This window comes from Pseudomonas sp. PvP028 (assembly GCF_017832255.1).
GTDB classification, from domain to species: Bacteria; Pseudomonadota; Gammaproteobacteria; order Pseudomonadales; family Pseudomonadaceae; genus Aquipseudomonas; species Aquipseudomonas syringae.
Genome location: NZ_JAFIBL010000001.1, coordinates 4,481,293 through 4,505,161, shown reverse-complemented (window position 1 = coordinate 4,505,161; position 23,869 = coordinate 4,481,293). Strand labels below are relative to the sequence as shown.

Here is a 23,869-nt window from a genome sequence, read left to right as displayed (position 1 = left end):
CGTCCCCGCGCTGACGGTCGCCCTACCACACCAGCCTGAACCCCAGGCTGGTGTTCACTCCCTCCGCTCCATGCTCGCCCAGATCGCCCAGGTAATCAGCGCTCCAGTGCAGGCTGGCGTTGCTGCTCAATGTCGCTACCATCCCTGCGCCAATACTGCCCGTCGTTGACCGATGCGCGGTTCTTATCTGCTCTGCGTGATCGAAGGTCAGCGTGTCATGGCCGTCTTTGGTGTGCCAGAGGTTGGCGCGCAGATAAGGCTCTATCGGTACGCTGCTCACTTGATAGTGTCCCTTGAAACGCACGCCGATGCGCCCTGTGGTGTAAGCCTGACTGTCGAACCCGAGATGGGCAATGCCGTCATCCTGATCCTGCAGGTCTACGCGTTGGTAGATGAACTGTAACTGGGGCTCTGCAACCCAGCGCTGTGACAGCGGCAGCGGATAACCTGTCTCGACAGACAGGCTCATGACGTGGCCTTCAGTGTCGACACCGATGCCCCTGACAGAGCGGCTGCGGCCATCCAGGCGTGTGCCCATCGCCACTGCGTCGACGTATCCGCCATTCGGTGTGGTCAGCGTCCAGTAGGCGCCCAGGCTCTCGCCCTGCAGTTTCAGATGCCCTGTCCGGTAGTCGCTGAAACCCTCTGCAAAACCCTTCACCTTGCCGTCCAGACGGTTATGCGCGACGAACAGGCCGACGCGCTGAGTCTGCCCGCTGTCCTGTTGCCAAACATACAGGTCATGGCCTATCTGATAACCCTTGAATGAAGCGTCCAGGCCAGGACTCACGTCTCCCGACCAGCGTTGCCTGAAGTCGCTGCCGAACACGCGTGCCCAACCTGCCGACGTCGTGCCGTTTTGCGTTAGCAGGGCTTGATCCCCCTGACGTTCATGAAAGGTGCCCAGTGAGCTCAGGGCCAGGACCGCAGCGGCGGGAGCCACCACGGAGTAGTTGGCGACCTCGGGCCGGTACAGCGCGATGGGCGCGGCTCCGCGAACGGGTTCAGGCAGTGGCGGGGTTCCTATCGCGGGGACTGGCAGTGTGGCTGCTGGCGTGACAGGGGGTGGGCTGTTCGGCTCGGGCTCGGGCTCGGGTGCAGGGTTTGGGGGAGGGTCAGGTACAGGTTGTGGTGCAGGTTCGGGAGCAGGCTCAGGCTGAGGTGTAGGTGTAGGCTCGGGAACAGGAACAGGAACAGGTGTTGGCAGTGGAGTCGGCTGCGCAGGTTCTGGGGTGGGCTCGGCAGGAGCAGGAGCAGGAGCAGGAGCAGGAGCTGGCGGGGCAATCACCGCGGAGCGCAGGAACCAGCTGTTCTCAGAGCCGGCAGTCGCGCCGCCCTTGAACAGGTAATACTGATAAGCACCTGCAGACAGCGGGTTTTGCAACGAAAAGGCACTGCTTTCGCTGGTTGCTCCGTTGATGGCTTGTACCACTTCGATGCCATTGCCGCGGGTCAGGGCGCCCAGCCCACCCGAGTTGCTGACGATCATGCGTGTAGAACCGCTGATTCGACCCTGTGCCACGACCAGTCGGTCGCTGGCGGATGCATCATCGCCCAGTGCCGATAGCAACAGCAGTCGCCCGTTCTGGCCGGTGTAATTGCCGGTCACCGTCAATGTGCCAGTGAGCGAACGGCCTGCATCGCTGACGTCCAGCGTTCCGGCATTCTCCAGTGAGGCAAGGGAACCGGCGCTGAACGGCGCAATGCTGCCCGAGGTCGAGGTCAGCGTACTGGCGGCATCGATGTTCAGAACGCCGGTGTCACTCACGCTGTCGCCGAGTACCAGCGTGCCGGCCAGATTCAGCTGCGAGCCGTTGCTCACGTTGACCGTTTCCCAGTTGGCATAGCGACCCGGCTGTGATGATACGGTGTTATCGAAGGTCAACAGGTCGTTGCCCGGGCCGCCGTCGAGCAGCGGGTTGGCGCTCAGGTAGTATTCGCTCAGGTTGTAAAGGCGCGCCGTATCATTGCTATCGGCCATCAGCACGTTGCTGCGTGCGTAACCGCCGTTCAGCCAGTTGAAATTGTCATTGCCAACGCTGGTGCGCACTTCGCCACGAATCTCGCCGCCACTGAGGGTGACCAGGTCGTCACCGCCACTGACGCTGACATTGCCGCCAACAACGCCGCCCGACAAGGTAATCGTGTCCCGGCCAAAGCCGGTGACAAGATTGTTGATGATGGTGCCACCGGACATCTCGAATACATTGTTGTCCAGCTTCATGTCCACGCGACCGATGCTGCCCCCGGTCATCACTGCAACGTCGCCATCCTCGAACGCGCGGGTGAGGGTGCCGCCGGTCATGAGGAAGGTATCCCGCCCATCACCTTGGGCCAGAGCGCCCAGCGTGCCGCCGCTCATGACAAAGTCGTCGGAATCATCGCCTTGGTTCAGATCGCCGCTGACCTCACCCGCAGAGAGGGTGAAGCGGTCAATCCCCGCCCCTTGGATTACGTTGCCCAGAATGCGCCCCGACTGCATGTCCACGCGGTCCATTCCCGGACCGAACAGGACATTGCCGGACACGGTGCCCGTTCCGCCCAGCGGGAAGATCAGCACGTGGTCGCCGTTGAGCGCGCTAAACGGCCCGCTGCCACCGCCGTCACAGACCTGAGTACCCGCCGATGGCAAGGAGGAAAGGCTGCAGGCGCCTTCGGCCCAGGAAGGGATAATTGCCAGTATCACCACCGGCAGCACGTTGCAGGTCTGATAAAAATGGACACAACGGATTTTCATGACAGCACTCCCGTCCAGGCTGGCAGCAGGGAGGCAATCGAGAGGGATCGAGTCGCCAGACTGCTACGCAAAGCGGCGTCTCACCCAGGTGGGCGACGAACACTTTGCAAGCCTGTTTCGAGGCTCGCACTATCAAGTCAAGAAGTCGTTGCTAAGTGCGTCAAGAAGTTGACCGACCGACGGCGGGATTTAAGCTTTATCTACTAAATATTGGAACTACAAGCGAAAATCTTATGCCGCAAAGGTACTGTTGCGGACGATCATTGCGCTTGAGCGGCGCGCCGCGACAACCAGATTGTCAGGGCCAGCGCGCACACCGATAGCAGGGCTGCATAGAAAAATATCCAGTCATAGCCCTGGCCCAAGGCAATTGCGCCCATTGCCGGCCCTGCGATTGCCAGTGCCAGGTCGAAGAACACTGCGTAGGCGCTCAGGCCGGCGCCGCGGCTAGGGGTGGGCACGCTCTTGATCGCTTCTACGCCGAGCGCCGGGTAGACCAGCGACAGCCCCACGCCGGTCAGTCCGGCCCCTGCAAGGGCAACGCCGCTGCTCGGAGAAAGCCAGAGCATCAACAGCCCACAGATTTCTACCGCCATGCACAGGATGGCCGCGTTATAGCCGCCCAGCCGATTGATCGCGCCGATGAACAGCAGGCGGGCGAGGATAAAGCACACACCGAACATGCTCAGGCAATAGGCCGCGCCTTCCCAGCCACGATCCAGGTAGAACAGGGTGATGAAGGTGGTCAGCGTGCCATAGCCGATCGACGATAGGGTCAGCCCCAGACCGTAGGGTGCGATCCGGCCAAACACCGACCAGTAGGGCAGGCGCTCACCGACAATGATGGGCACCGACGGCTTGTCGCGAATCAGCCTCAGTGCCAGCCCGGCCATTACCATCATGGCAATACCCAGGCTGTTGAAGCCAATGCCATCGATGACCACTACGCCCAGCGGTGCACCAATGGCGATCGCTCCATAGGACGCGATGCCATTCCACGAGATTGAGCGTGCAGTATGCTCCGGGCCGATTTTGCCGATGCACCAACTGATGGTGCCAACCCCGATAAGCCCCTGAGAGACACCGAGGAACAGCCGCGCGACGATGAGAATCGACAGGCTCAGCGTGGCAAAGTCGTGCAGCAGTGTGGCCAGCAAGGGCATGCTGCCACTGATGACGATGCCCCAGAGCCCGAACACGATAGAGCGCTTGCTGCCCAGGGTATCTGTGGCACGGCCGGCGAAAGGTCGGCTGAGCAGGGTGGCGAGGTACTGCGAGGCGATGGCCAGACCGGCAATCAGCGGGCTGAAACCCAACTGGTCATGAACATAGCCGGGTAATACCGCGATAGGCAGGCCGATGCACAGGAAGGCGATGAACGTGTAGAAAACGATGGAGACGATCTGCAGGGTGATAGTCATGGATCCGGGGTGTGCGGCAGGCATTGGGCTCTTCGCTGGCGGGCGGTGGGAGTGCCTCATCATGGCGTGCGTCTTGGATAAATGAAAGCAGGCTAACGGTATTATGCGGCTGCTTATCAGACAGTTGCCGTTGTGAGGATATGGTCATAGGATGACTGATCACATCACAATAATAAAAAGGTTCGTCATGAAAAATATTCTGTTGCTGGCCGCTGCAGTCGCTTGTTCATTAGACCTGAGTGCCCAGGCGACCACCTTCGCTTACATTTCCAGCCCCACCGATGGGCTGATTTCTCAATACCGTCTGGATGAAAAGAGCGGGGCGCTCAGCCTGGTCGAGCAAACCAGAGCGGGTGACCAGGTCAATCCGATGGCCATCACGCCGGATGGTAAAGCGTTATTCGCGGCGTTGCGCGCCACACCCTATCAAGTACTGAGTTTCAGCATCGAGCCTGGTACCGGGCACCTCAAACCGCTGAGTCAGGCGCCGCTGGCCGAGAGTCTGGCGTACCTGTCTACCGATCGTAGCGGACGCTTCCTGTTTGGTGCGTCCTATGGCGCCGACTTGCTCAGCGTCCAGCCCATCGATGCGCAGCACCGCCCGAGCGACAGCATTCAGACTTACAAGACCGGCATGCACGCACATTCGGTGCGCACCGATCCGAGCAACCGGTTTGTGTACGCCGGTAACCTGGGCGTCGATCGTGTGCTGCAGTACCGCCTGGAGCCCAAGGATGGCAAGCTTGTGCCAATAGGCGAGGGCTATGTCGCCGTTCCCGAGAATACCGGCCCGCGCCACCTGGCCTTTTCGTCCGACGGCAAGTTTCTGTATGTCGTCGGTGAAATGAGTGGCACCGTCACGGCCTTCGCGATCAATCAGAAAACCGGTGCGTTGAAGCAGACCAGTCAGGCAGACGGTATTCCCAAACGCTTGAATCTGGCGCCGGGACAGGCTCGCGATGCGCGCAACAACGACCTCAAGGATGATCCGACGCCGCGCATCTGGGCTGCGGATATTCGTATCGCGCCGAACGGCAAATGGCTGTTCATCAGCGAGCGCACCAGCAGCAGTGTGTCGGTGTTCAAGGTTGAGCCCACCAGTGGCAAGGTGGCGTTCGTTGACAATTACCCCGTTCAGGAAAAGCAGCCGCGCAACATAGCTGTTTCACCCAATGGGCGCTGGTTGCTGGTGAGTGGCGAGCAAAGCGACAAGGTGGGCAGTTACGCCATAGGCGAGAAGGGTGCCTTGCAACGGGTCGGCGAAGCGCCCTCGGGCAAGGGTGCGCTGTGGATTGAAATGCTCAGCCAGCCAAGCGAATAAGCGCTCTGAAACTAAAAAGCCCTGTCATATGACAGGGCTTTTTACTATTGCGGGCTGACAGGCTTAGAACGTAACGCCCTGGCTACGCAGGTAGTCGTCATAGGTGCCGCTGAAATCGACCACGCCACTTGGGCTGAGTTCGATGATGCGGGTTGCCAGCGAGGACACGAACTCGCGGTCGTGACTGACGAAAATCAGTGTGCCTGGATAGTTTTCCAGCGCCAGGTTCAGCGACTCGATGGATTCCATGTCCAGGTGGTTGGTCGGTTCGTCCATCACCAGCACGTTGGGCTTTTGCAGGATCAGCTTGCCGAACAGCATGCGGCCCTGTTCACCACCGGAAATCACCTTCACCGATTTGAGGATCTCGTCGTTGGAGAACAGCATGCGGCCCAGGGTGCCACGTACCAGTTGCTCGCCGCCTTGAGTCCACTGACCCATCCAGTCGAACAGGGTGGAGTCATCCTCGAAATCGTGAGCATGGTCCTGAGCGTAATAGCCGATTTCCGCTGCGTCGGTCCACTTGACCGTGCCTGCGTCTGGTTGCAACTCGTTGACCAGGGTGCGCAGCAGAGTGGTCTTGCCGATGCCGTTCGGGCCGATGATGGCCACACGCTCGCCGGCTTCGACCTGGAAGCTGAAGTCCTTGAACAGGGTCTTGCCGTCGAAGCCTTTGGCCATGCGATCGACGATGACCGCCTGACGGTGCAGCTTCTTGGTCTGCTCGAAACGAATGAAAGGGCTGACACGGCTGGAGGGCTTGACCTCGGCCAGCTGGATCTTGTCGATCGCCTTGGCTCGGGACGTGGCCTGCTTGGCTTTCGAGGCGTTCGCCGAGAAGCGGCTGACGAACGATTGCAGTTCGGAAATCTGCGCTTTCTTCTTGGCGTTGTCGGACAGCAACTGCTCGCGGGACTGGGTCGCCACGGTCATGTACTCGTCATAGTTGCCCGGGAACAGACGCAACTCGCCGTAATCCAGGTCGGCCATGTGTGTGCACACGCTGTTCAGGAAGTGACGGTCGTGGGAGATGATGATCATCAGGCTGTTACGCTGGGTCAGGATGTTTTCCAGCCAGCGAATGGTGTTGATGTCCAGGTGGTTGGTCGGTTCGTCGAGCAGCAGCACTTCCGGATCGGAGAACAGTGCCTGTGCCAGCAGAACGCGCAGCTTCCAGCCCGGCGAGACTTCGCTCATCGGGCCGTTGTGCTGTTCGATGCCGATACCCAGACCCAACAGCAGTTCACCGGCGCGGGATTCGGCGGTGTAGCCGTCCATTTCGGCAAACTCGGTTTCCAGCTCGGCAACGGCCATGCCGTCGTCTTCGCTCATTTCCGGCAGCGAATAGATGCGGTCGCGCTCGGCCTTGACCTTCCACAGCTCTTCGTGACCCATGATCACGGTGTCGAGCACCGTGAACTCTTCGTAGGCGAACTGATCCTGGCGCAGTTTACCCAGACGCACGTTCGGCTCCAGCATCACCTGCCCACCCGAAGGCTCGAGGTCGCCACCGAGGATTTTCATGAACGTGGACTTGCCGCAGCCGTTCGCGCCAATCAGGCCGTAACGGTTACCAGCGCCAAACTTGACCGAGACATTCTCGAACAAGGGTTTGGGGCCGAACTGCATCGTGATGTTAGCTGTGGAGATCAATTACTTTACCTATCAATAACGTGGGCAATAACCGGGGGAGCGCTGGCGTCAGCGGGTGTGGTGCTCAGGACCCCACCGAAGCTGTTCAGTCCGCTCCGTCCGAGCATGAGCTGACCCAACGGGCATACGTCTACAGCAACGGCAGCCTGCCACGACTGCGTTGCCGGGATATGAATGTGGGGGTTCACGCCAGACATTGGCGCGCATTGTCGCATAGGTCGGGCGGCAGTGACATGGTGGGCGGCAGGGGATTGCCGAGTTTAACGGGTCGGGGCAGGGTTGGCGCCTGCTTCAGCGCCCTTCGCCGCGTGCAACTGCGGACGCCCAAGACAAGCAGGCTGCGTTGCTGTCAGCACTCTGTGACAGCTGAATACTATTGTTGAAGTGCGCAACTGACTTTATGGCGAACTTCATCAAGGCTCAACTTGGGAATGACTTCGTGCGGCACACGCGAGCTGTCGGAGACATTGAATACCTGGAAGTCGCTCCCGACGACCTGTTTCGACATCAGCTCAAGTGATGGAAGAATTCTGGACTCGTAATGCTGGTCCAGACCGCAGGGTGAGCAATTGTCGCTGGAGGATTCATAGAATCGGCCCACGGACTGATTCATATCGAAACCGACCAGAAAGACGTTGTCGAAACCAAGGTGATAAGACAGTTGCAGCGCCAGATACATGACAGTTCGGGCGTCGAAAAAACCAAATTCCAGATCCTTGCTGAAACCGATATCCCGGCTTCTGCTACTCCATAACGAGAGTTTTCTGACCAGTGCATCTTCCCGCGAGCACAGTGCCGCCACCCTCGACACTCTGGGCGATTTCTTCAGTGCATAAGCGCGTCCGGAAGGTCTGGGAATATCGCCGCGAAACTGATCCTCCCAGAGGCCTACATTTTCGCTGGAGCGCATGGCGGCGGCGAACAGCTCAGGCTGCTGGTTGGGAAAATCCCTGTCGGAGCAGACGTAGAACAACGGCTTTATGTTCGTGCCTGCGAACATCGAGAACGCGCCGTTCATGGTAATCATGGGGATATGCGAGAACTCTTCGATCGGGAAGTCCTTTGCTGATTTCCCAGAGCCAATCAGGAAAACCGGCCCTTTTTTAGTGCCCTTGCATTGGCTGAAATCAAGCACACGCGTCGGTGCAGGCGTGTGCTCGTCAACAGCATTGCGTACGTAGCGCGTCGAATTAATTGATTGACTAGTCATGACAACCTTGTAAGCACTAGTGGCAAATTAGTTAGGGCGTTGTGCGCGCGACATTATCGGCTGGTGGCCATTAATTCAATATCAAAGTGTCTCGAAAGAGTATCACACTGGAAACAACTGGCTACATAGCAAGGGCGCTGATTACCGAAATGCGCTATTCACTGGAGGGTTTTCGGATGTAAGGTTGGATGGGTGATATTAATTTAATACTTATTGGCCACTACTTGATGGCAATTCAATGTGCGAGCGGAAAGACGAGCTCCAAATAGCTGTCAGGATGATAGATTTGCGCGGGGCCAAGTTGGACGAGGGCGGTCATATGAGGTTTTTCTGCAAGGCCCGGTGATGACCAGGCCTGCCATTTCTGGTGCGTGTTGACGGTTAGTCGGATTTCCTTTCCTGCTTCTTCCTCCTGAACCAGCTTCCCAGCGCGTGGAAAGGGTGAATGAACATCGCAATCGCTCCAAGCAGAAAGACGATGGAGACAAGGATCAGACCCAGCCCTTCGTGTGCAAACATAGTGATTGACTCCTGTTGTCACTTTGTCGGTCCGTTGAAGAGTAGCGGCTGAAACGTTTCATCTCATGAAGAAATGTTAAGGAACTTTCTTGGAGCGGCTTTCAGGCAGGGCCTTGTTCCGGTCGGACCCATGCACGGTTTGGCGCAGACGCCCGGTTTTGCTGCGCCAAACCAGTGGGGTTTAGCGCTGGCGTTGCCAAAGTATGGCATTGCGACAAGTATCTTCAGTGCCGTCGCGGAACTAGATGAGGCGATGACGAGACTATAAGCACGCTCGTGTTCAGCAGGCGTGGCCTGTGAGCGTGCATTCTTATGATCCCGGAGGTTACTGACATGAAGTCCCTTTTCCGTCCAGCTTTGCTGCTGGCTGTCGCTTTACCCCTGTTCCTGGCTGGCTGCGGAGACAAGGAGCCCGAGCAGCGCACTGCGTTCACTCAGTTCCTGCAAACCCGAATTGTCGACAAGCCGGGCGTACATGTGCCCAAGCTGACGGATGAGGAGAAGAAAACCTTTGGTGACTACACCTCGCACTATGCGGTCATCTCCGACTTTGGCGCAGGCATGGACTCTGCTGTACAGCCGCTCGCCGGCTTGATGCAGAAAGGCTCTTTTCATTCGGTCAGCGATGTCATTCAACGACGCGCTGACTTGGCTGCTGTGCAGACGGGTCTTGATGAAGTGGGCGAAAAGCTGACCATCGAGCAGGGCAAGGCAGACGCCGCCCGCGCGAAACTCAAACAGCCGGAAGACCTGAAGGTGGTTTACGACAAGGCCTACGACCGAACTGTCAGCGTACCCGCCAACACCTTCCGCGAAGTGCTGCCGCAGATAAAGGGCACCTTTTCCAGCGGCCTGAAGGTTGCCGATTATGTGGACGCGCACAAATCGCAGATCGATATCTCGGGTTCGACGATCACCGTCAAGGATCCTGTGGTCCAGACCGAGCTCAACAAACTGCTGCAAGAGCTGAACGAGCAGGGCAAGAACGCTCAACAAGCCCAGTCCAAGCTGCAATCGCTGATGACCGGCCGCTGATATCGAGCTGCTGCGTCTGAAGTGACGGCCCGGCCCTGCTGCCGGGCCGGTCCTTGTGTCAGGTATGATTCGGCCATCTGTCTGCCTGATGCCGGGAATCAACCGCCTGATGACTAACCCCTCTTCAATGACCATTACCCTGCGTGATGCTTCCTCTGCGGATGCGTTGTGCCTTGCGGCGCTCGGTATGCAGGTTTTTCTCGACACCTACGCAACGCAAGGCATTCGACAGTCCATCGCCCGCGAGGCGCTGGAAGCTTTCTCGCCTGCGAACTTCGCACAACAGCTCATCGAGCCGACAACGTTCATCGTCGTTGCCGAGTTGCAAGGGCATTTGATCGGCTTTGCTCAAGTCGCGTTGCGCACCGACCACGCAATGCTCGGTGTGTCGAACGCCGCCGAGTTGCAACGTCTCTATGTGCAGAAGCGTTTCACCGGGCGTGGAGCGGGGCGGCTGTTACTTGATGCTGCCGAGCAGCGCGCAACAACCCGTCACGCCTCGCTATTATGGGCAACGGTCTGGGTTGGCAATCCTCGCGCTTTGGCGTTCTACCCTCGTCAAGGCTATGCATGGAAAGGTACGCCGCACTATGTGTTTCAGGGCGAAACACATGAGAATCACCTGTTTGCCAAACCGCTGATGACTACTGACTGACACGACGTTGCTGTGCAACAAGGACGCTGAATGCTGCGCATACTGGGCAAGACCTCCTCGATCAACGTACGAAAAGTACTCTGGACGTGTGAGGAGCTGAAGATACCCTTCACTCAGGAAGACTGGGGGTCAGGCTTCAAGCCTGCCGATACCGAGGCGTTCGTCGCGCTCAACCCGAATGCCATGGTGCCGGTTATCGTTGATGATGACTTCGTGCTTTGGGAGTCCAACAGCATCATTCGCTATCTGGCCAACCGTTATGCTGGCGACCCTGTTTACCCGCTGGATCCACGCGCCAGGGCACACACCGATCAGTGGATCGACTGGCAAGGTTCGGATCTGAACCGATCATGGAGTTATGCCTTCATGGCACTGGTACGGCGCTCGACCGAGCACCAGGACCCTGCCGCCATAGCCGCTTCCTGTGCCCAGTGGGCCAGGCATATGCAGATACTCGACAGGCAATTGGAAAAGACCGGCGCCTATGTCTGCGGCGAGCGTTTTACCCTGGCGGACATCCCCATCGGTCTTTCAGTCAATCGCTGGTTCGAGACGCCTCTCGAGCATCCCGACCTGCCCGCCGTCAATGCGTATTACGAACGCCTGAGCCACCGTTCCGGCTACCTTCTGTACGGGCGCAACGGAACTCCGTGACGGTTTGTCGGGCTCGCGTTTATCCTTGGGCACCATTGTGAGTCTTGTTGCCTGTTAAGGAGTCGTCGAAGTGACCACCATCAAAATTACCGCGGGCGGATATGAGTTTCTCGCCGAAGCCCATCCGGATGCGCCGCAAACGGTGGAAGCGTTTCTCAAGCTGCTGCCTTATCGGCAGAAATTCATCCATGTGCGCTGGAGCGGCGAGGGTTGCTGGGTGCCGCTGGATGATTATCAACTGAAGCTGGATGACACATTGATCGGCTTCGAGAACGCAACCAGCCATCCTTCGGTGGGCGACATTCTTTTCTACCCGGGCGGTTACAGCGAAACCGAGATTATCCTTGCCTACGGCTCGTGCTGTTTCGCCAGCAAGATGGGGCAGTTGGCGGGCAACCATTTCCTGACCATTACCCAGGGCAAGGAAAACCTGCGCAAACTGGGCGTGAAGACACTGTGGGAAGGCGCTCAGGAGGTGGTTTTCGAACTGGCTTGAGTCTGCCGCTATTGCGCGATAGGCATTTGCCAGTATTTGTTGGAACTGCTGATCTTCGCCAGGGGTCTAGTCCACGATGCTTCCAGCTCCCGGAAGCCGACCTGGAGACATGACCTTGAATATTTTCGAAGCCCTGCGCGAAAGCCATGATCGTCAACGCAGCTACGCTGATGCCCTGATCCAGACCAGCGGCGACAGCGCCGAACGCGAGAAGGCCTACAAACAGCTCAAGGAAGAACTGCAGGCCCACGAAACGGCCGAAGAACGGTTTTTCTACATCCCTCTGATGGCCCACGACAATGGCGTGGACCTGAGCCGTCACGCCATTTCCGAGCATCACGAGATGGACGAGATGATGGAAGAGCTCGATGAAACCGAAATGTCCAGTCCAGCCTGGCTGGCCACTGCGAAAAAGCTGTCGGAAAAAGTGCATCACCACCTGAAGGAAGAAGAGCAGAAGTTCTTCCAGATGGCGGGCAAACTGCTCGACGAAAAGCAGAAACAGAGTCTGGCCGGCGAATACGTGAAGGAATACGAAGAGCAATTGGCTGAAGGTTGATAGCGCGGTGCAGTGCTAGAATCGACTTTTTATCAGCGAAGGCATGACATGAAGTTTCTGTTTCTGACAAGCGCGGCGGTGATTGCGGCAACCGTATTGACTGGGTGTGCAGCGCCTTCCAGTTCTGCACGTGCCGCAGGACCCTACAAGGTCCTGTCGAGCGCCAAGCAGGATGCTGCCGTTGCCCAGTGCATTCAGGTGACCTGGCAGAACGAAGCCATGTTTGGCACGTCTACTGACGTGTTCCTGCATGACCTGTCCGGTGGCGGCTTCACCGTGTTTACCACAGAATCGACCTACTTCGCCGACGTGCGCGGCAAAGGCCCGACCACAGCCGTTGAATTCTATGCCCCGCAAGGCGATGCTCAGGCCGCGTTGCGCTCTGCGGCCATTGCTACCTGTCTTTGAGTCTCTTCCCCACTCGACACCTCTTGTTCCCACGCCAGCGTGGGAACGCCGTTCTGGATGCTCTTTGTGCTCGTGCTTCTGGCTGATTTACGTTGATACTCCACGCCCGATAACAGCGCATGCGCACAAGAGTGGGGCCGTACCACTCAAATGTGACAATCGGTAGCGTTACCTGCGGGCTTCGTCCCCGCTGTCCCGCTTCAAGCCCAAATTCCAGTCTGTTGATTTGTTTCGACTTTTTCATGGGGTGTCCTCCGTACGTCCTCTATGGCACACTTTCTGCTGTCTATTCCGTTGTTACATACCTATATCCGCTATAGCGGAATAATGAATACTTCGGCGGAGTTTAAGTCATGCATCGCGGACCTTCCTTTGTTAAAGCTTGTGCCTTTGTTCTTTCAGCCTCATTCATGCTGGCCAATACGGTGCAGGCAGCCGAAGGCAGCAAGCTGGATGCAGTATTGAAACGTGGCAATCTGGTGGTAGGGACGGGCAGTACCAATGCTCCGTGGCACTTCCAGGGCGCAGACGGCAAGTTGCAGGGCTTCGATATCGACATTGGCAGAATCATTGCCAAGGGCCTGTTCAATGACCCGAGCAAGGTGGAGTTTGTCGTGCAGTCCTCAGATGCACGTATCCCCAACCTGCTGACCGACAAGGTCGACATCAGCTGCCAGTTCATCACCGTGACCGCCAGTCGTGCACAGCAGGTGGCATTCACCCTGCCGTACTACCGCGAGGGTGTGGCGCTGCTGTTGCCTGCCAATAGCAAGTACAAGGAAATCGATGACCTGAAGGCGGCAGGTGACGATGTGACCGTGGCCGTACTGCAAAACGTGTATGCCGAGGAACTGGTGCATCAGGCACTGCCCAAGGCCAAGGTCGATCAGTACGACAGCGTCGACCTGATGTACCAGGCGATCAACTCCGGGCGTGCCGATACAGCGGCCACCGATCAGTCTTCGGTTAAGTACCTGATGGTGCAGAACCCTGGCCGCTACCGTTCGCCTGCCTTTGCTTGGAGCCCGCAAACCTATGCCTGCGCGGTCAAGCGTGGCGATCAGGACTGGCTGAACTTCGTCAACACCGCGTTGCATGAAGCCATGACCGGTGTCGAGTTCCCGGCTTACGCGGCGTCTTTCAAGCAATGGTTCGGTGTCGATCTGCCGGTGCCTGCAATCGGTTTTCCGATGGAATACAAATAAGTCCACTCTGACCTTCAGCGGCAGGGCGGGCCCTCGGGCGTTCCCTGCCAGGTACGGGCAAGCATGAATTACCAATTGAATTTTGATGCTGTATGGCGCGACTTCCCCAGTCTTCTGGCGGGGTTGGGCCTTGGCCTGGAACTGGCCCTGATCTCGATCGCGATTGGCTGTGTGATCGGGCTGGCTAACGCATTTGCGCTGCTGTCACGTTACAAGGCGTTGCGTATCGTCGCGTCGATCTACGTGACCGTGGTGCGCAATACGCCGATTCTGGTGTTGATCCTGCTGATCTATTTCGCGTTGCCCGGGCTGGGTATTCGACTCGACAAGCTGGCGTCATTCATCGTCACCTTGTCGCTATACGCCGGTGCCTATCTGACCGAAGTGTTCCGTGCCGGGCTGCTGAGCATCCACAAGGGACAGCGCGAAGCGGGGCTGGCGATCGGTCTGGGCGAATGGCAGGTGCGGGCCTACATCATCGTGCCGGTCATGCTGCGCAATGTATTGCCGGCACTCTCCAACAACTTCATTTCGCTGTTCAAGGACACCTCGCTGGCGGCCGCCATTGCCGTGCCGGAGCTGACCTATTACGCGCGCAAGATCAACGTCGAAAGCTACCGGGTGATCGAAACCTGGCTGGTGACCACTGCACTCTATGTGGTGGCCTGCTACGTGATCGCTCTGCTTTTGCGCACTCTCGAACAACGTCTGGCGATTCGCCGCTAGGAGGCTGTCATGTATCAACCCCCTGGCTGGCTGCAGGAATTGTGGAATGCGCGGGAAGTACTCTGGTCAGGCTTTCTGACCAGTATCCAGTGCTCGGCGCTGGCGATTGCCGCAGGTACGCTGATCGGCATGCTGGCCGGTCTGGTGCTGACCTACGGCGGTTTTTTCGCCCGCTTGCCGATTCGGCTCTATGTGGATCTGATTCGCGGGACTCCGGTGTTCGTGCTGGTGCTGGCGGTCTTTTACATGGTGCCGGCGCTGGGTTGGCAGATCAGCGCGTTTCAGGCCGGCGCAATAGGCCTGACGCTGTTTTGCGGCTCTCACGTTTCGGAAATCGTGCGTGGCGCCCTGCAGGCCATTCCCCGTGGCCAACTGGAAGCCGGCAAGGCCATCGGTCTGCGCTTCAATCAGTCGCTGCGCTACGTGTTGCTGCCTCAGGCCATGCGCCAGATCCTGCCGACCTGGGTCAACTCTTCGACCGAGATCGTCAAGGCGTCAACGCTGCTTTCGGTGATCGGTGTGGCTGAACTGCTGCTCAGCACCCAACAGGTGATTGCGCGTACGTTCATGACCCTGGAGTTTTACCTGTTTGCAGGTTTCCTGTTCTTTCTCATCAACTACGCCATCGAGCTTCTTGGGCGGCAAATCGAAAAACGGGTGGCATTGCCATGACACAGACTCATAACCCCGGCCCGGCGCTGCTCAGCATCGAGGGCCTGCATAAATCCTACGGCGCAGTGGAAGTGCTCAAGGGTGTCGATCTGCGCATGCAGAAAGGCAATGTCGTGACCCTGATCGGTTCCAGCGGCTCGGGCAAGACCACCTTGCTGCGCTGCGTCAACCTGCTGGAAGAGTTTCAGGGCGGGCATATCCGTCTAGAGGGGCAGGACATCGGTTACAGCAACGTAGACGGCAAGCGCACCCGCCATCCGGAGCGTCTGATCGCGCAACATCGGGCAATGACCGGCATGGCCTTCCAGCAATTCAACCTGTTTCCGCACCTCAGCGCCTTGCAGAACGTCACCCTGGGTTTGCTCAAGGTCAAGAAGATGCCCAAGGATCAGGCCGTTGCGCTGGCCGAAAAGTGGCTGGACCGGGTCGGCCTGCTGGAGCGGCGCAATCACTTCCCCGGTCAGTTGTCCGGCGGCCAGCAGCAGCGTGTGGCGATTGCCCGTGCCATTGCCATGAACCCCAGCCTGATGTTGTTTGACGAAGTCACTTCGGCACTCGATCCGGAACTGGTGGGCGAAGTGCTGAGCGTCATCAAGGACCTGGCCGAGGAGGGCATGACCATGCTGCTGGTGACGCACGAAATGCGTTTCGCCTACGAAGTGTCGGACCAGATCGTGTTCATGAATCAGGGCCGCATCGAAGAGCAGGGGCCACCCAAGGCCTTGTTCGAACAGCCGAAGTCAGCGCGCTTGAGCGAGTTTCTCAAGAACATCCGTTTTTAAACCTTCATTACGTTTAATGCTTCAAGACAAGGAAAAACTCATGACTATTACCCGTTATGGCGCTGGCAGCACAGCAGGAGGCGGCCAGCCACGCCCATTCGCTCGCGCAGTCGAGGCTGACGGCTGGTTACACGTTTCCGGCCAGGTACCTGCGCAGGATGGCGAGATCATCGTCGGCGGCATCGTCGAGCAGACGCATCAGACCATGCGCAACCTGATCGCAATTCTTGAGGAGGCCGGTTATGCGCTCAAGGATGTGATCCGGGTCGGCGTATGGCTGGAGGACCCACGGGACTTCTGGAGTTTCAACAAAGTGTTCGGAGAGTACTTCACCCCCGAGCATGCGCCGGCACGCGCTTGCGTTCAGGCGAGCATGATGGTCGACTGCAAGGTCGAAATCGACTGTATTGCCTACAAGCGCAAATAGCACACGTGCAGCCACACGTTGCAAGCCAGAAGCCCGATCACTTGAGGCTTTTGGCTTGCCGCTTTCCCAAGGAATGAGCCTCATGACCGAAGACACTATCAAGCGCCGGGCACGTGGACTGGACCGGGCGTTCGATATCCTGGATTTTCTCAAGGAAAAGGCCAGGCCCATGCGCCCCAATGAGATTGCCAGCGGGATCGGCAGCCCCAAATCGACGGTTTACGAGCTGGTGGCATCGTTGCTGGAACGGCGGATTCTGGAGACAGTGGGCAAGGACGGGCATGTCTATCTTGGCCGTCAGTTGTATTTCCTGGGGCAGGCACACTTGCGGCACTTCGATTTCACTCGCGAGGCCGAAGCCTGCCTGTGCGAGATCGTCAGCCAGACGCGGGAAACTGCGCAGATGTGCCTGCTCAATGGCCGCAAATACACCGTGGCGCTGATGAAGGAGGGTGAGCGTCATTTCAGGATTTCTTCGGACATCGGCGAAAACGCGCCCATCCCATGGACGGCGTCCGGGCGTCTGTTGCTCAGCCACTTGAGCGATCAGCAAATCATCGACCTGATCGACCCCGACGATTTCATTCTGCCGGGTGGCGAACGTCTGCCGCTGGAGACCTTTCTTCGGGAAATCCGCAAAGCCGGCGAGGAGGGATTCTTTTCCTTCAATAGCGTGGCTGACACCTTCACCCATTGCTTCGCCGCCCCCGTGAATAACGAACACGGTCAGTGCATCGCCACGCTGTGCATCGTCGCGCCGCGTGCCGACGCCAAGACCCACTACGACGACTACCGGCGGGTGCTGATCGACAGCGCCAATGGCCTGGCTCGGCGTATCAATGAATAAACGCAGGAGATTACCGATGAGCACCGCCGTAATGGACAAGGGTACTGCGCAGCCGGGTGACAGCCTGGTCAGTGATGTCAGCCTGCCCGCACTGGTGATTCATAATCACGCGCTGCAACACAATATTCGCTGGATGCAGCAGTTTGTCAGCGACAGCGGTGCAGAGCTGGCACCGCACGGCAAAACCAGCATGGTGCCCGCGCTGTTTCGCCGGCAATTGGACGCGGGCGCATGGGGCATGACCCTCGCCACGGCAGTCCAGACGCAGGCCGCTTATGCGCATGGCGTGCGCCGGGTGCTGATGGCCAACCAGTTGGTCGGTGCGCCGAACATGGCAATCGTTGCCGACATGCTGGCTGACCCCATGTTCGAGTTTCACTGCATGGTCGACCATCCGGACAATGTCGCCGCGCTGGGCGAGTTTTTCGCTGCGCGTGGCCTGCGTTTGAACGTGATGATCGAATACGGCGTACCCGGCGGGCGCTGCGGCTGCCGTAGCGAAGAGCAGGTGCTGGCGTTGGCCGACGCTGTTCTGGCTCAACCGGCGCTGGCATTGACAGGCATCGAGGGGTACGAGGGCGTGATCCATGGCGATCACGCCATCCAAGGCATCAAGGCCTTTGCCGCATCGCTGGTGCGCTTGGCTGTCGACCTGCAGGACAAGGGCGCCTTCGCTCTGGATCGCCCGATCGTCACTGCGTCCGGCTCTGCCTGGTATGACCTGATCGCCGAAGCATTCGACGCCCAGGCTGTTCGCGAGCGCTTCCTCAGCGTTCTGCGACCTGGCAGCTATGTGGTGCATGACCACGGCATCTACAAGGACGCGCAGTGTTGCGTGCTGGATCGGCGCGCCGAATTGAGCGAAGCGCTGCGCCCGGCCCTGGAAGTCTGGGCGCATGTGCAATCCATGCCGGAACCGGGCTTTGCAGTGATTGCCATGGGCAAGCGCGATGTTGCCTACGACGCCGGGTTGCCCAACCCGCTGCTGCGTTACAAGCCAGGCGTGCAATCGGCTGGCGACGATGTGAGCACCTGCAAGGTGACGGCCGTCATGGACCAGCACGCATTCATGACTGTCGCACCCGGATGTGAGTTGAAGGTCGGCGATATCATTTCCTTCGGCACCTCGCACCCGTGTCTGACGTTCGACAAGTGGCGTTCAGGTTGCCTGGTGGATAATGACCTTCGGGTGATAGAACCTTTCAGTACGTATTTCTAGATAAGTATTTGCAGGAGTATCTTCACATGAGCCTTCCACGGGTCGCCCTGATCGGCGAATGCATGATCGAACTGCAACAGCATGCCGATGGCAGTCTGCGCCAGAGCTTCGGCGGCGACACGCTCAATACGGCGGTCTACCTTTCCCGATTGCTGGGTGAGCGGGCCAAGGTCGACTACGTCACGGCACTGGGTGACGACAGCTTCAGCGATGCGATGTGCCGCATCTGGACGGACGAGGGCATCGGTCTGGGCAAGGTGCAGCGCCTGCCCGGACGCTTGCCGGGACTCTACTGCATCCAGACCGACGCCAATGGTGAGCGGCGCTTTCTCTACTGGCGCAACGAAGCTGCCGTGCGGGACTGCTTCATTACCCCTGCGGCCGAGCCTATCCTGGCAGCGCTGGCCAGCTATGACGTGCTGTATTTCAGTGGCATCACCCTGGCAGTGCTTGGCGAGCAGGGGCGTGCCAGACTGCTGGAGGCATTGGCGCGTGCGCGTCAGCGCGGAGTCAGGGTCGCCTTCGACAATAACTATCGTCCGCGGCTGTGGGCCAGTGTCGAGCAGGCCCGCGAAGCCTACCTTGCGTGTCTGCAGCATGTAGACCTGGCCTTGCTGACCGAAGACGACGAGCAGGCACTGTATGGCTATGCCGACAGCGAACAACTGCTGGCCGCCTATCGTGGGCGCGGCATCGGTGAAATCGTCGTCAAACGTGGCGCGCAGAGCTGTCTCGTTGAAGCCGGCGGCGAACGTTTCGAAATCGCAGCGCAGAAGGTCGAGCGTGTGGTCGATACCACGGCTGCGGGTGACTCCTTCAGTGCTGGTTATCTCGCGGCCCGGCTCACGGGTGACCACCCGCTGCAGGCGGCGGAAGCAGGGCATCGCCTGGCCAGTATCGTGATCCAGCATCCAGGCGCGCTGGTACCCAAGTCGGTCATGCCAGTCTGATAGCACTTGCCAAGGAACATGCAGTTGATCGGCTAACACACTGACAGACAAGCATTTCGCTGGAACCTGCGCGAAAATCCGGCCACCATAGGCGACCTTTTCGCCTGCGAGCCCACCACCGGAGTCTGCGTGCCTGACGACCTGCCTTCTGCGCTTCCTAATGACCTGGATGTCGACCTTGTACCGCCCCGGCAATTGCCGTTTTTTCGACGCCTGTTGGCGCGGCTGATGGGGCGTGGTCTTACCGGACTGCGCTCGCAGCACGCGCCCTCATGGTCGCTGGGGCATGCCGACGGTTATCTGAACGGCCACATCGAAGGCGTGCGTGAAGGCTATGAAGAGGGTTATCTGGATGGCCAGGAGTCGGGCCGTCAGGTGCTGGTCATCAACGATACCCGGCCAGCCCGGCATCGTGGCCCCAAGGTCGACGATCATTTGTTCGACGACTGGCGGCTGGCGCTTACGCCTGAGCTGAAAAAGCGCATCAAGGCCGACGTCGCCGAAAAACTCCCCGCACATGCCCAGCCCAGCGCGGCCCAGTGGAAGATGATTTTCAGCGATACGCCGTCTACCTACGTGATTGCCGGGGCAGGCGCGGGCAAGTCCACGTCGCTGGTCCTGCGGATTCTGCTGCTGCATCACTACCTGGGCTTCGAACTGAACGCCATGACGGTGGTGACCTTTACCCGTGAGTCGCGCAAGGACTTCATCAGCAAACTGATCGATGTCATGGCCCTGTGGGGGCATGTGCTGGAGCAAAAGCAGGCGCGCGAGCTGGTACGCACCTTCCATTCGCGCATTCTGCCGCTGGTGCGCAGCCTGCCGGGGTTTGAGCAGCTGCGCGCGTTCGAGAACCTGAGCAGCCAGTCTTCCGGCCTGGAAGAGGTGGACAGCAACCCCTTCGACTTGCGTATCAACGATGCGCAGCGCCAGCAACTCAATCTCTGCTATCGCGATCTGTACGCCGGTAACGAGCGTTTTCGCGAAGTCATGGCGCCGCTGTATCGCCATGCCCTGCAGCTCAAGGAGCTGGACCGCGATCACCCTGATGTGCAGAAACGCGTCGCGGTGACCGAGCTGTCCTCGAAACGCGATGAAGAGTGGTGCGACACGGTTGAGGATCTATGGATTCGCGCCGGCGCCTGGCCTATAAAGGGCATTGAACCCATGCGCCAAGTTGTTGAAATAAATGGTTTTTCGTTTTCATTTCACGGTTATATCGCCGAGCTGGATGCGTGGGTCGTGCTGGGTCTTGATGCCAGTGAGGATCAGCAACTCAAGCGGCCCGGCGCCAAATTGCCGGTGTGGGCAGAAGGCGTCATAAAGCGCACGCTGTTTCAAGCTTTCTGCAGTAAGCCATTGATATGGATGGATAACTATCAGTCGGCTAGCGAGGTTTTGCAATCGCTGGCAGGGGAAGCCGCCGCGGGGCCCGGATTCGACTACCGGGTCAAGGGCGAGCTCGGTGCGGCACCTTTGCTGGACTGTTTTGTCACGGCTGCCAGCTTTATCGAGAACCTCGGGCTGGATGTGCCGAGCGCCGTGTCCGAGATGAGTTTTGCCAGCGATGACCCGGACCGTTTCTTCTTCGAAGCGCTCAGTCTGTTCTGGAAAGCCTTCGAAACGCACCTGCTGGCTCAATCGCCGCCGATCATGACCTACAACCGCATGTTTGCCTTGTTCGGCGAAACGTCTCCCGAGAACCTCAAGCACGTCAGTGACCCGATGCTCAGACCTCTCGCGCATTTGATGATCGACGAGTTCCAGGATGTCTCGCCGCAGATCGTTTCATGGCTACGCGCCAGCCTGCGCGAAATCAGGCGTCGTGGTCCGGCATTGCACACAGGCCGCATAGCTCAGCATTCATCGCTGCTGTGTGTCGGTGACGATTGGCAGTCGATCTACGGCTGGCGGGGCAGTTCGCCGAAGTACTTCATGGAGTTCGCAAAGGAGTTTTCCTCCCCGGCGACCACCAGGGTCATGCTCAGTGACAACTTCCGCAGTCATCAGCACATCATCGACGCCGCCGAGCACATCGTCCGTGCGGCCCCGGCTATACCGGGCAAGAAGGCCCGCGCCAGTGGCCCGCTTCAGGAACTGCTGCCGGTCAAGGTACTGGATCGCGATGAGGACGAGCTTGCCGAGCGGGTCGCCGAGCATTACCACGATGGCGACTCGATCCTGCTGCTGTACCGCAAGAGCAGCGAGAAGGCGCGCTTCTCGGCGCGTCTGCAGGCATTGATTGACGCCGATTCGGCAAATGGCGCGCAGAATCGCCGTATCAGAACGCTGACTTACCACAGTTCCAAGGGCTTGCAGGCGGATGCCGTATTTTTGCTGGGCGATTGTCAGCATCTGACCGTCTCGCCCTACAAGAATCAGGTTTACCGGTTGGCAGGGCTGGGTGATGCGAGTGATCTTCAGCCATTCGATACCGCACAGAAGGATGAAGTCTTGCGTCTGGCCTATGTCGCCATTACTCGCTCGGCACGGCACTGTTATTGGTATATCGATGAAAGCGCCAGTTCGGGAGACGCAGTTCAGATGCCCAAAGCGTCAGACCGGATTGCCCGCGACAAGCCTTTCTTCGAAGACTTGCGTAACAGGGTTCGTGCTGGCTGAGGCGTTCATGTCAGATAAAACCGGCGATCTGTCGTTGCGTCTGAGTACCGAATAGTTCCAGCTCGTCCTCTATGGCTTCGATGATGCGCTCCACGTCTGCGGCATTCATCACCGTTGAACAGGGCAGGCCGGCAATGGCGACCACTGTTTCACCGCTGGCACGGTCGAAAAGTCGCGCAATCATGCTCCCTGGGGCATCCATCGAGGCTTCAAAGCCCACGGGGTGGAAGTGCCAGCGCATCAGTTGGCAGGCATTGGGGAATGTGACTTTAGTCATGACGATGGCCCACCTGAATCAATCGAGCACTTCCTTTGCTCCAATGGGTAGGCAGACAGCCAGAATGCGTCCGGTAAAGCCGTGATGACGAGACGATGACCAGCGGTGCGCATCATCGGTCGGTCAAGTTGCTTTCCAGCAGGATCGCTGAGCGGTCTGACGAACACTGAAAATAGCATTTGCCAGCACCGTTCTGGAAAAATTTTTTATGACGCAGCACAAAAAAATCAATTATATGACCGGTGTCATTAGAAGGTATTAATGGGCACGCTCCATGCATTTGCCGAGCCGCTGCCGCAAGTCCTTTCAATGGAATGAATTTGCCGTGACGAAGATGGTTTTCGTGCCGGGTCTGGGGCAAGCTGTCGCTATTGACCCGAGGAACCGCACATGCTGAGAAACTCCCTTGCCGCACTGATGTTGCTGGCCTCGACCAGTCACGCGGCGGAGACGGTCAATATCTACAACTGGACGGACTATATAGCGCCGGACACCCTGAAGAATTTCGAAGTCGCCACCGGCTTCAAGACCACTTACGAAACCTTTGAAACCAATGAGGCGCTGAACGCAAAGCTGCTGGCTGGCCACTCCGGTCACGATGTGGTTTTTCCGTCCATTCATTTCATGGGCCGACAAATAGAGGGTGGGTTGCTCAAAACCCTCGATAAGCGTCAGTTGCCCAACTGGAAAAATCTCAACCCGGTCCTGCTCAAGGCGCTGGAGGGCAGTGATCCCGGTAATCAGCATGGTTTCCCTTATCTGTGGGGCAGTACCGGCATCGGCTATGACACAACCAAGGTCAAGGCCATCCTCGGCAAGGATGCACCGCTCGATTCCTGGGATCTGGTGCTCAAGCCGGAAAACATGAAAAAGCTCGCCCAATGCGGTGTGGTATTTCTCGACAGCGCACCGGCTCTTCTGCCGATCACCCTGAATTACCTTGGCTTGCCGCCACACAGCGAAGTGCCTGACGACTACCGCCAGGCAAAGGCGGTACTGGACAGCGTGCGGCCGTACATACGCAATTTCAGTTCTGCCGATTACATCGCCGACCTCGCGAAGGGCAAGATTTGTGTCGCGGTGGGCTATTCCGGGGATATTTCCCAGGCTCAGGAGCAGGCGCAGAAAGAAGGCAATGGCTTCACCATCGATTATGTCGTTCCGAAGGAGGGCGCGCCCATGTGGTTCGATATGGCCGCCATCCCGGCTGACGTCACCGATACCAAGGGTGCCTACGCGTTCCTGAATTACCTGCTGCGCCCCGAAGTGATCGCCAATATCACCAATACCGTGCATTACGCCAATGGCAATGAAAAGGCAGACGCGCTTATCGGCCCAGGCCTGTGGACCGATACCACGGTGTACCCGGACGCCGACATGCTGAGCCGCCTGTTCGTGATGTCTCAGGTCCCCGAAACTATCGATACGTTGCGCGAGAAGCTCTGGGACACATTCAGGGCCGACAAGTAACGCT

At 58.5% G+C, this 23,869-nt stretch carries 23 protein-coding genes; 17 read left to right on the top strand and 6 right to left on the bottom strand.

What is annotated here, in order from left to right; translation table 11 throughout:
* Positions 1–22: 22 nt before the first annotated feature.
* Positions 23–2,737 carry an autotransporter outer membrane beta-barrel domain-containing protein gene (locus tag JOE34_RS19280; protein WP_209996468.1) on the bottom strand — a complete coding sequence of 905 codons (2,715 nt, stop codon included), beginning with the start codon at positions 2,735–2,737 and terminating at the stop codon, positions 23–25.
* A 260-nt stretch (positions 2,738–2,997) separates the two neighbouring features.
* Complete coding sequence (locus tag JOE34_RS19275; RefSeq protein ID WP_209996467.1) at positions 2,998–4,182, bottom strand: MFS transporter; 1,185 nt, start codon at positions 4,180–4,182, stop codon at positions 2,998–3,000.
* Between the two features lie 163 nt (positions 4,183–4,345).
* On the opposite strand from JOE34_RS19275, the gene JOE34_RS19270 reads away from it, so the two are divergent.
* Positions 4,346–5,479 carry a lactonase family protein gene (locus tag JOE34_RS19270; protein WP_209996464.1) on the top strand — a complete coding sequence of 378 codons (1,134 nt, stop codon included), beginning with the start codon at positions 4,346–4,348 and terminating at the stop codon, positions 5,477–5,479.
* A gap of 63 nt (positions 5,480–5,542) precedes the next feature.
* On the opposite strand, the gene JOE34_RS19265 is transcribed toward JOE34_RS19270, so the two are convergent.
* From JOE34_RS19265 to JOE34_RS19255, 3 genes are all read right to left on the bottom strand, one after another.
* Positions 5,543–7,132 (bottom strand): ABC-F family ATPase, encoded by a 1,590-nt coding sequence (locus JOE34_RS19265; protein WP_003395611.1) that lies wholly within the window; start codon positions 7,130–7,132, stop codon positions 5,543–5,545.
* Positions 7,133–7,505: 373 nt separating this feature from the next.
* Positions 7,506–8,342 (bottom strand): LPS biosynthesis protein, encoded by an 837-nt coding sequence (locus JOE34_RS19260; RefSeq protein WP_024665503.1) that lies wholly within the window; start codon positions 8,340–8,342, stop codon positions 7,506–7,508.
* A 381-nt stretch (positions 8,343–8,723) separates the two neighbouring features.
* On the bottom strand, positions 8,724–8,861 hold the full coding sequence (locus JOE34_RS19255) for a hypothetical protein (protein ID WP_003369471.1): 138 nt from the start codon (positions 8,859–8,861) through the stop codon (positions 8,724–8,726).
* A 333-nt stretch (positions 8,862–9,194) separates the two neighbouring features.
* On the opposite strand from JOE34_RS19255, the gene JOE34_RS19250 reads away from it, so the two are divergent.
* The 15 genes from JOE34_RS19250 to JOE34_RS19180 all read left to right on the top strand — a co-directional run bounded on the left by JOE34_RS19250 (position 9,195) and on the right by JOE34_RS19180 (position 22,118).
* Entirely contained in the window at positions 9,195–9,896 is a 702-nt protein-coding gene (locus JOE34_RS19250; RefSeq protein ID WP_003410332.1) for a DUF3053 domain-containing protein, read from the top strand.
* A gap of 109 nt (positions 9,897–10,005) precedes the next feature.
* Positions 10,006–10,551, top strand: coding sequence for a GNAT family N-acetyltransferase (locus JOE34_RS19245; RefSeq protein WP_245227041.1), 546 nt, complete (start codon positions 10,006–10,008; stop codon positions 10,549–10,551).
* Positions 10,552–10,581: 30 nt separating this feature from the next.
* Entirely contained in the window at positions 10,582–11,205 is a 624-nt protein-coding gene (locus tag JOE34_RS19240; RefSeq protein ID WP_046265933.1) for a glutathione S-transferase, read from the top strand.
* A 70-nt stretch (positions 11,206–11,275) separates the two neighbouring features.
* Positions 11,276–11,701, top strand: a complete 426-nt coding sequence (locus tag JOE34_RS19235; RefSeq protein WP_003420688.1) for a DUF3830 family protein — start codon at positions 11,276–11,278, stop codon at positions 11,699–11,701.
* A gap of 115 nt (positions 11,702–11,816) precedes the next feature.
* Entirely contained in the window at positions 11,817–12,260 is a 444-nt protein-coding gene (locus tag JOE34_RS19230; RefSeq protein WP_003369485.1) for a hemerythrin domain-containing protein, read from the top strand.
* 48 nt (positions 12,261–12,308) lie between these two features.
* A complete protein-coding gene (locus JOE34_RS25990) occupies positions 12,309–12,668 on the top strand; it encodes a hypothetical protein (protein WP_003395591.1) in 360 nt (119 codons plus the stop codon).
* 353 nt (positions 12,669–13,021) lie between these two features.
* The gene (locus JOE34_RS19220) at positions 13,022–13,873 is read left to right on the top strand and encodes a transporter substrate-binding domain-containing protein (RefSeq protein WP_003416527.1); all 852 of its coding nucleotides are present in this window, start codon (positions 13,022–13,024) and stop codon (positions 13,871–13,873) included.
* A gap of 63 nt (positions 13,874–13,936) precedes the next feature.
* Positions 13,937–14,599 (top strand): amino acid ABC transporter permease, encoded by a 663-nt coding sequence (locus JOE34_RS19215; RefSeq protein WP_003345502.1) that lies wholly within the window; start codon positions 13,937–13,939, stop codon positions 14,597–14,599.
* A 9-nt stretch (positions 14,600–14,608) separates the two neighbouring features.
* Complete coding sequence (locus tag JOE34_RS19210) at positions 14,609–15,271, top strand: amino acid ABC transporter permease (RefSeq protein WP_003304383.1); 663 nt, start codon at positions 14,609–14,611, stop codon at positions 15,269–15,271.
* A complete protein-coding gene (locus JOE34_RS19205; protein ID WP_003345505.1) occupies positions 15,268–16,053 on the top strand; it encodes an amino acid ABC transporter ATP-binding protein in 786 nt (261 codons plus the stop codon). Before JOE34_RS19210 ends, JOE34_RS19205 begins: the two co-directional genes overlap by 4 nt.
* 40 nt (positions 16,054–16,093) lie before the next feature.
* Positions 16,094–16,480: a RidA family protein gene (locus JOE34_RS19200; RefSeq protein ID WP_003317642.1), complete on the top strand. Its 387-nt coding sequence runs from the start codon at positions 16,094–16,096 to the stop codon at positions 16,478–16,480.
* A gap of 82 nt (positions 16,481–16,562) precedes the next feature.
* Positions 16,563–17,327: an IclR family transcriptional regulator gene (locus tag JOE34_RS19195; protein ID WP_003317643.1), complete on the top strand. Its 765-nt coding sequence runs from the start codon at positions 16,563–16,565 to the stop codon at positions 17,325–17,327.
* A gap of 16 nt (positions 17,328–17,343) precedes the next feature.
* Entirely contained in the window at positions 17,344–18,546 is a 1,203-nt protein-coding gene (locus JOE34_RS19190; protein WP_024665507.1) for an amino acid deaminase, read from the top strand.
* Positions 18,547–18,572: 26 nt separating this feature from the next.
* Positions 18,573–19,496 carry a sugar kinase gene (locus JOE34_RS19185; protein WP_046265935.1) on the top strand — a complete coding sequence of 308 codons (924 nt, stop codon included), beginning with the start codon at positions 18,573–18,575 and terminating at the stop codon, positions 19,494–19,496.
* Positions 19,497–19,625: 129 nt separating this feature from the next.
* Positions 19,626–22,118, top strand: a complete 2,493-nt coding sequence (locus JOE34_RS19180) for a UvrD-helicase domain-containing protein (protein WP_046265936.1) — start codon at positions 19,626–19,628, stop codon at positions 22,116–22,118.
* Positions 22,119–22,128: 10 nt separating this feature from the next.
* Here JOE34_RS19180 and JOE34_RS19175 read toward each other — a convergent pair whose 3' ends face one another.
* Positions 22,129–22,395, bottom strand: a complete 267-nt coding sequence (locus tag JOE34_RS19175) for a DUF1652 domain-containing protein (RefSeq protein ID WP_003420677.1) — start codon at positions 22,393–22,395, stop codon at positions 22,129–22,131.
* Positions 22,396–22,785: 390 nt separating this feature from the next.
* On the opposite strand from JOE34_RS19175, the gene JOE34_RS19170 reads away from it, so the two are divergent.
* Complete coding sequence (locus JOE34_RS19170) at positions 22,786–23,865, top strand: polyamine ABC transporter substrate-binding protein (RefSeq protein WP_016568101.1); 1,080 nt, start codon at positions 22,786–22,788, stop codon at positions 23,863–23,865.
* The last annotated feature ends 4 nt before the right edge of the window (positions 23,866–23,869 follow it).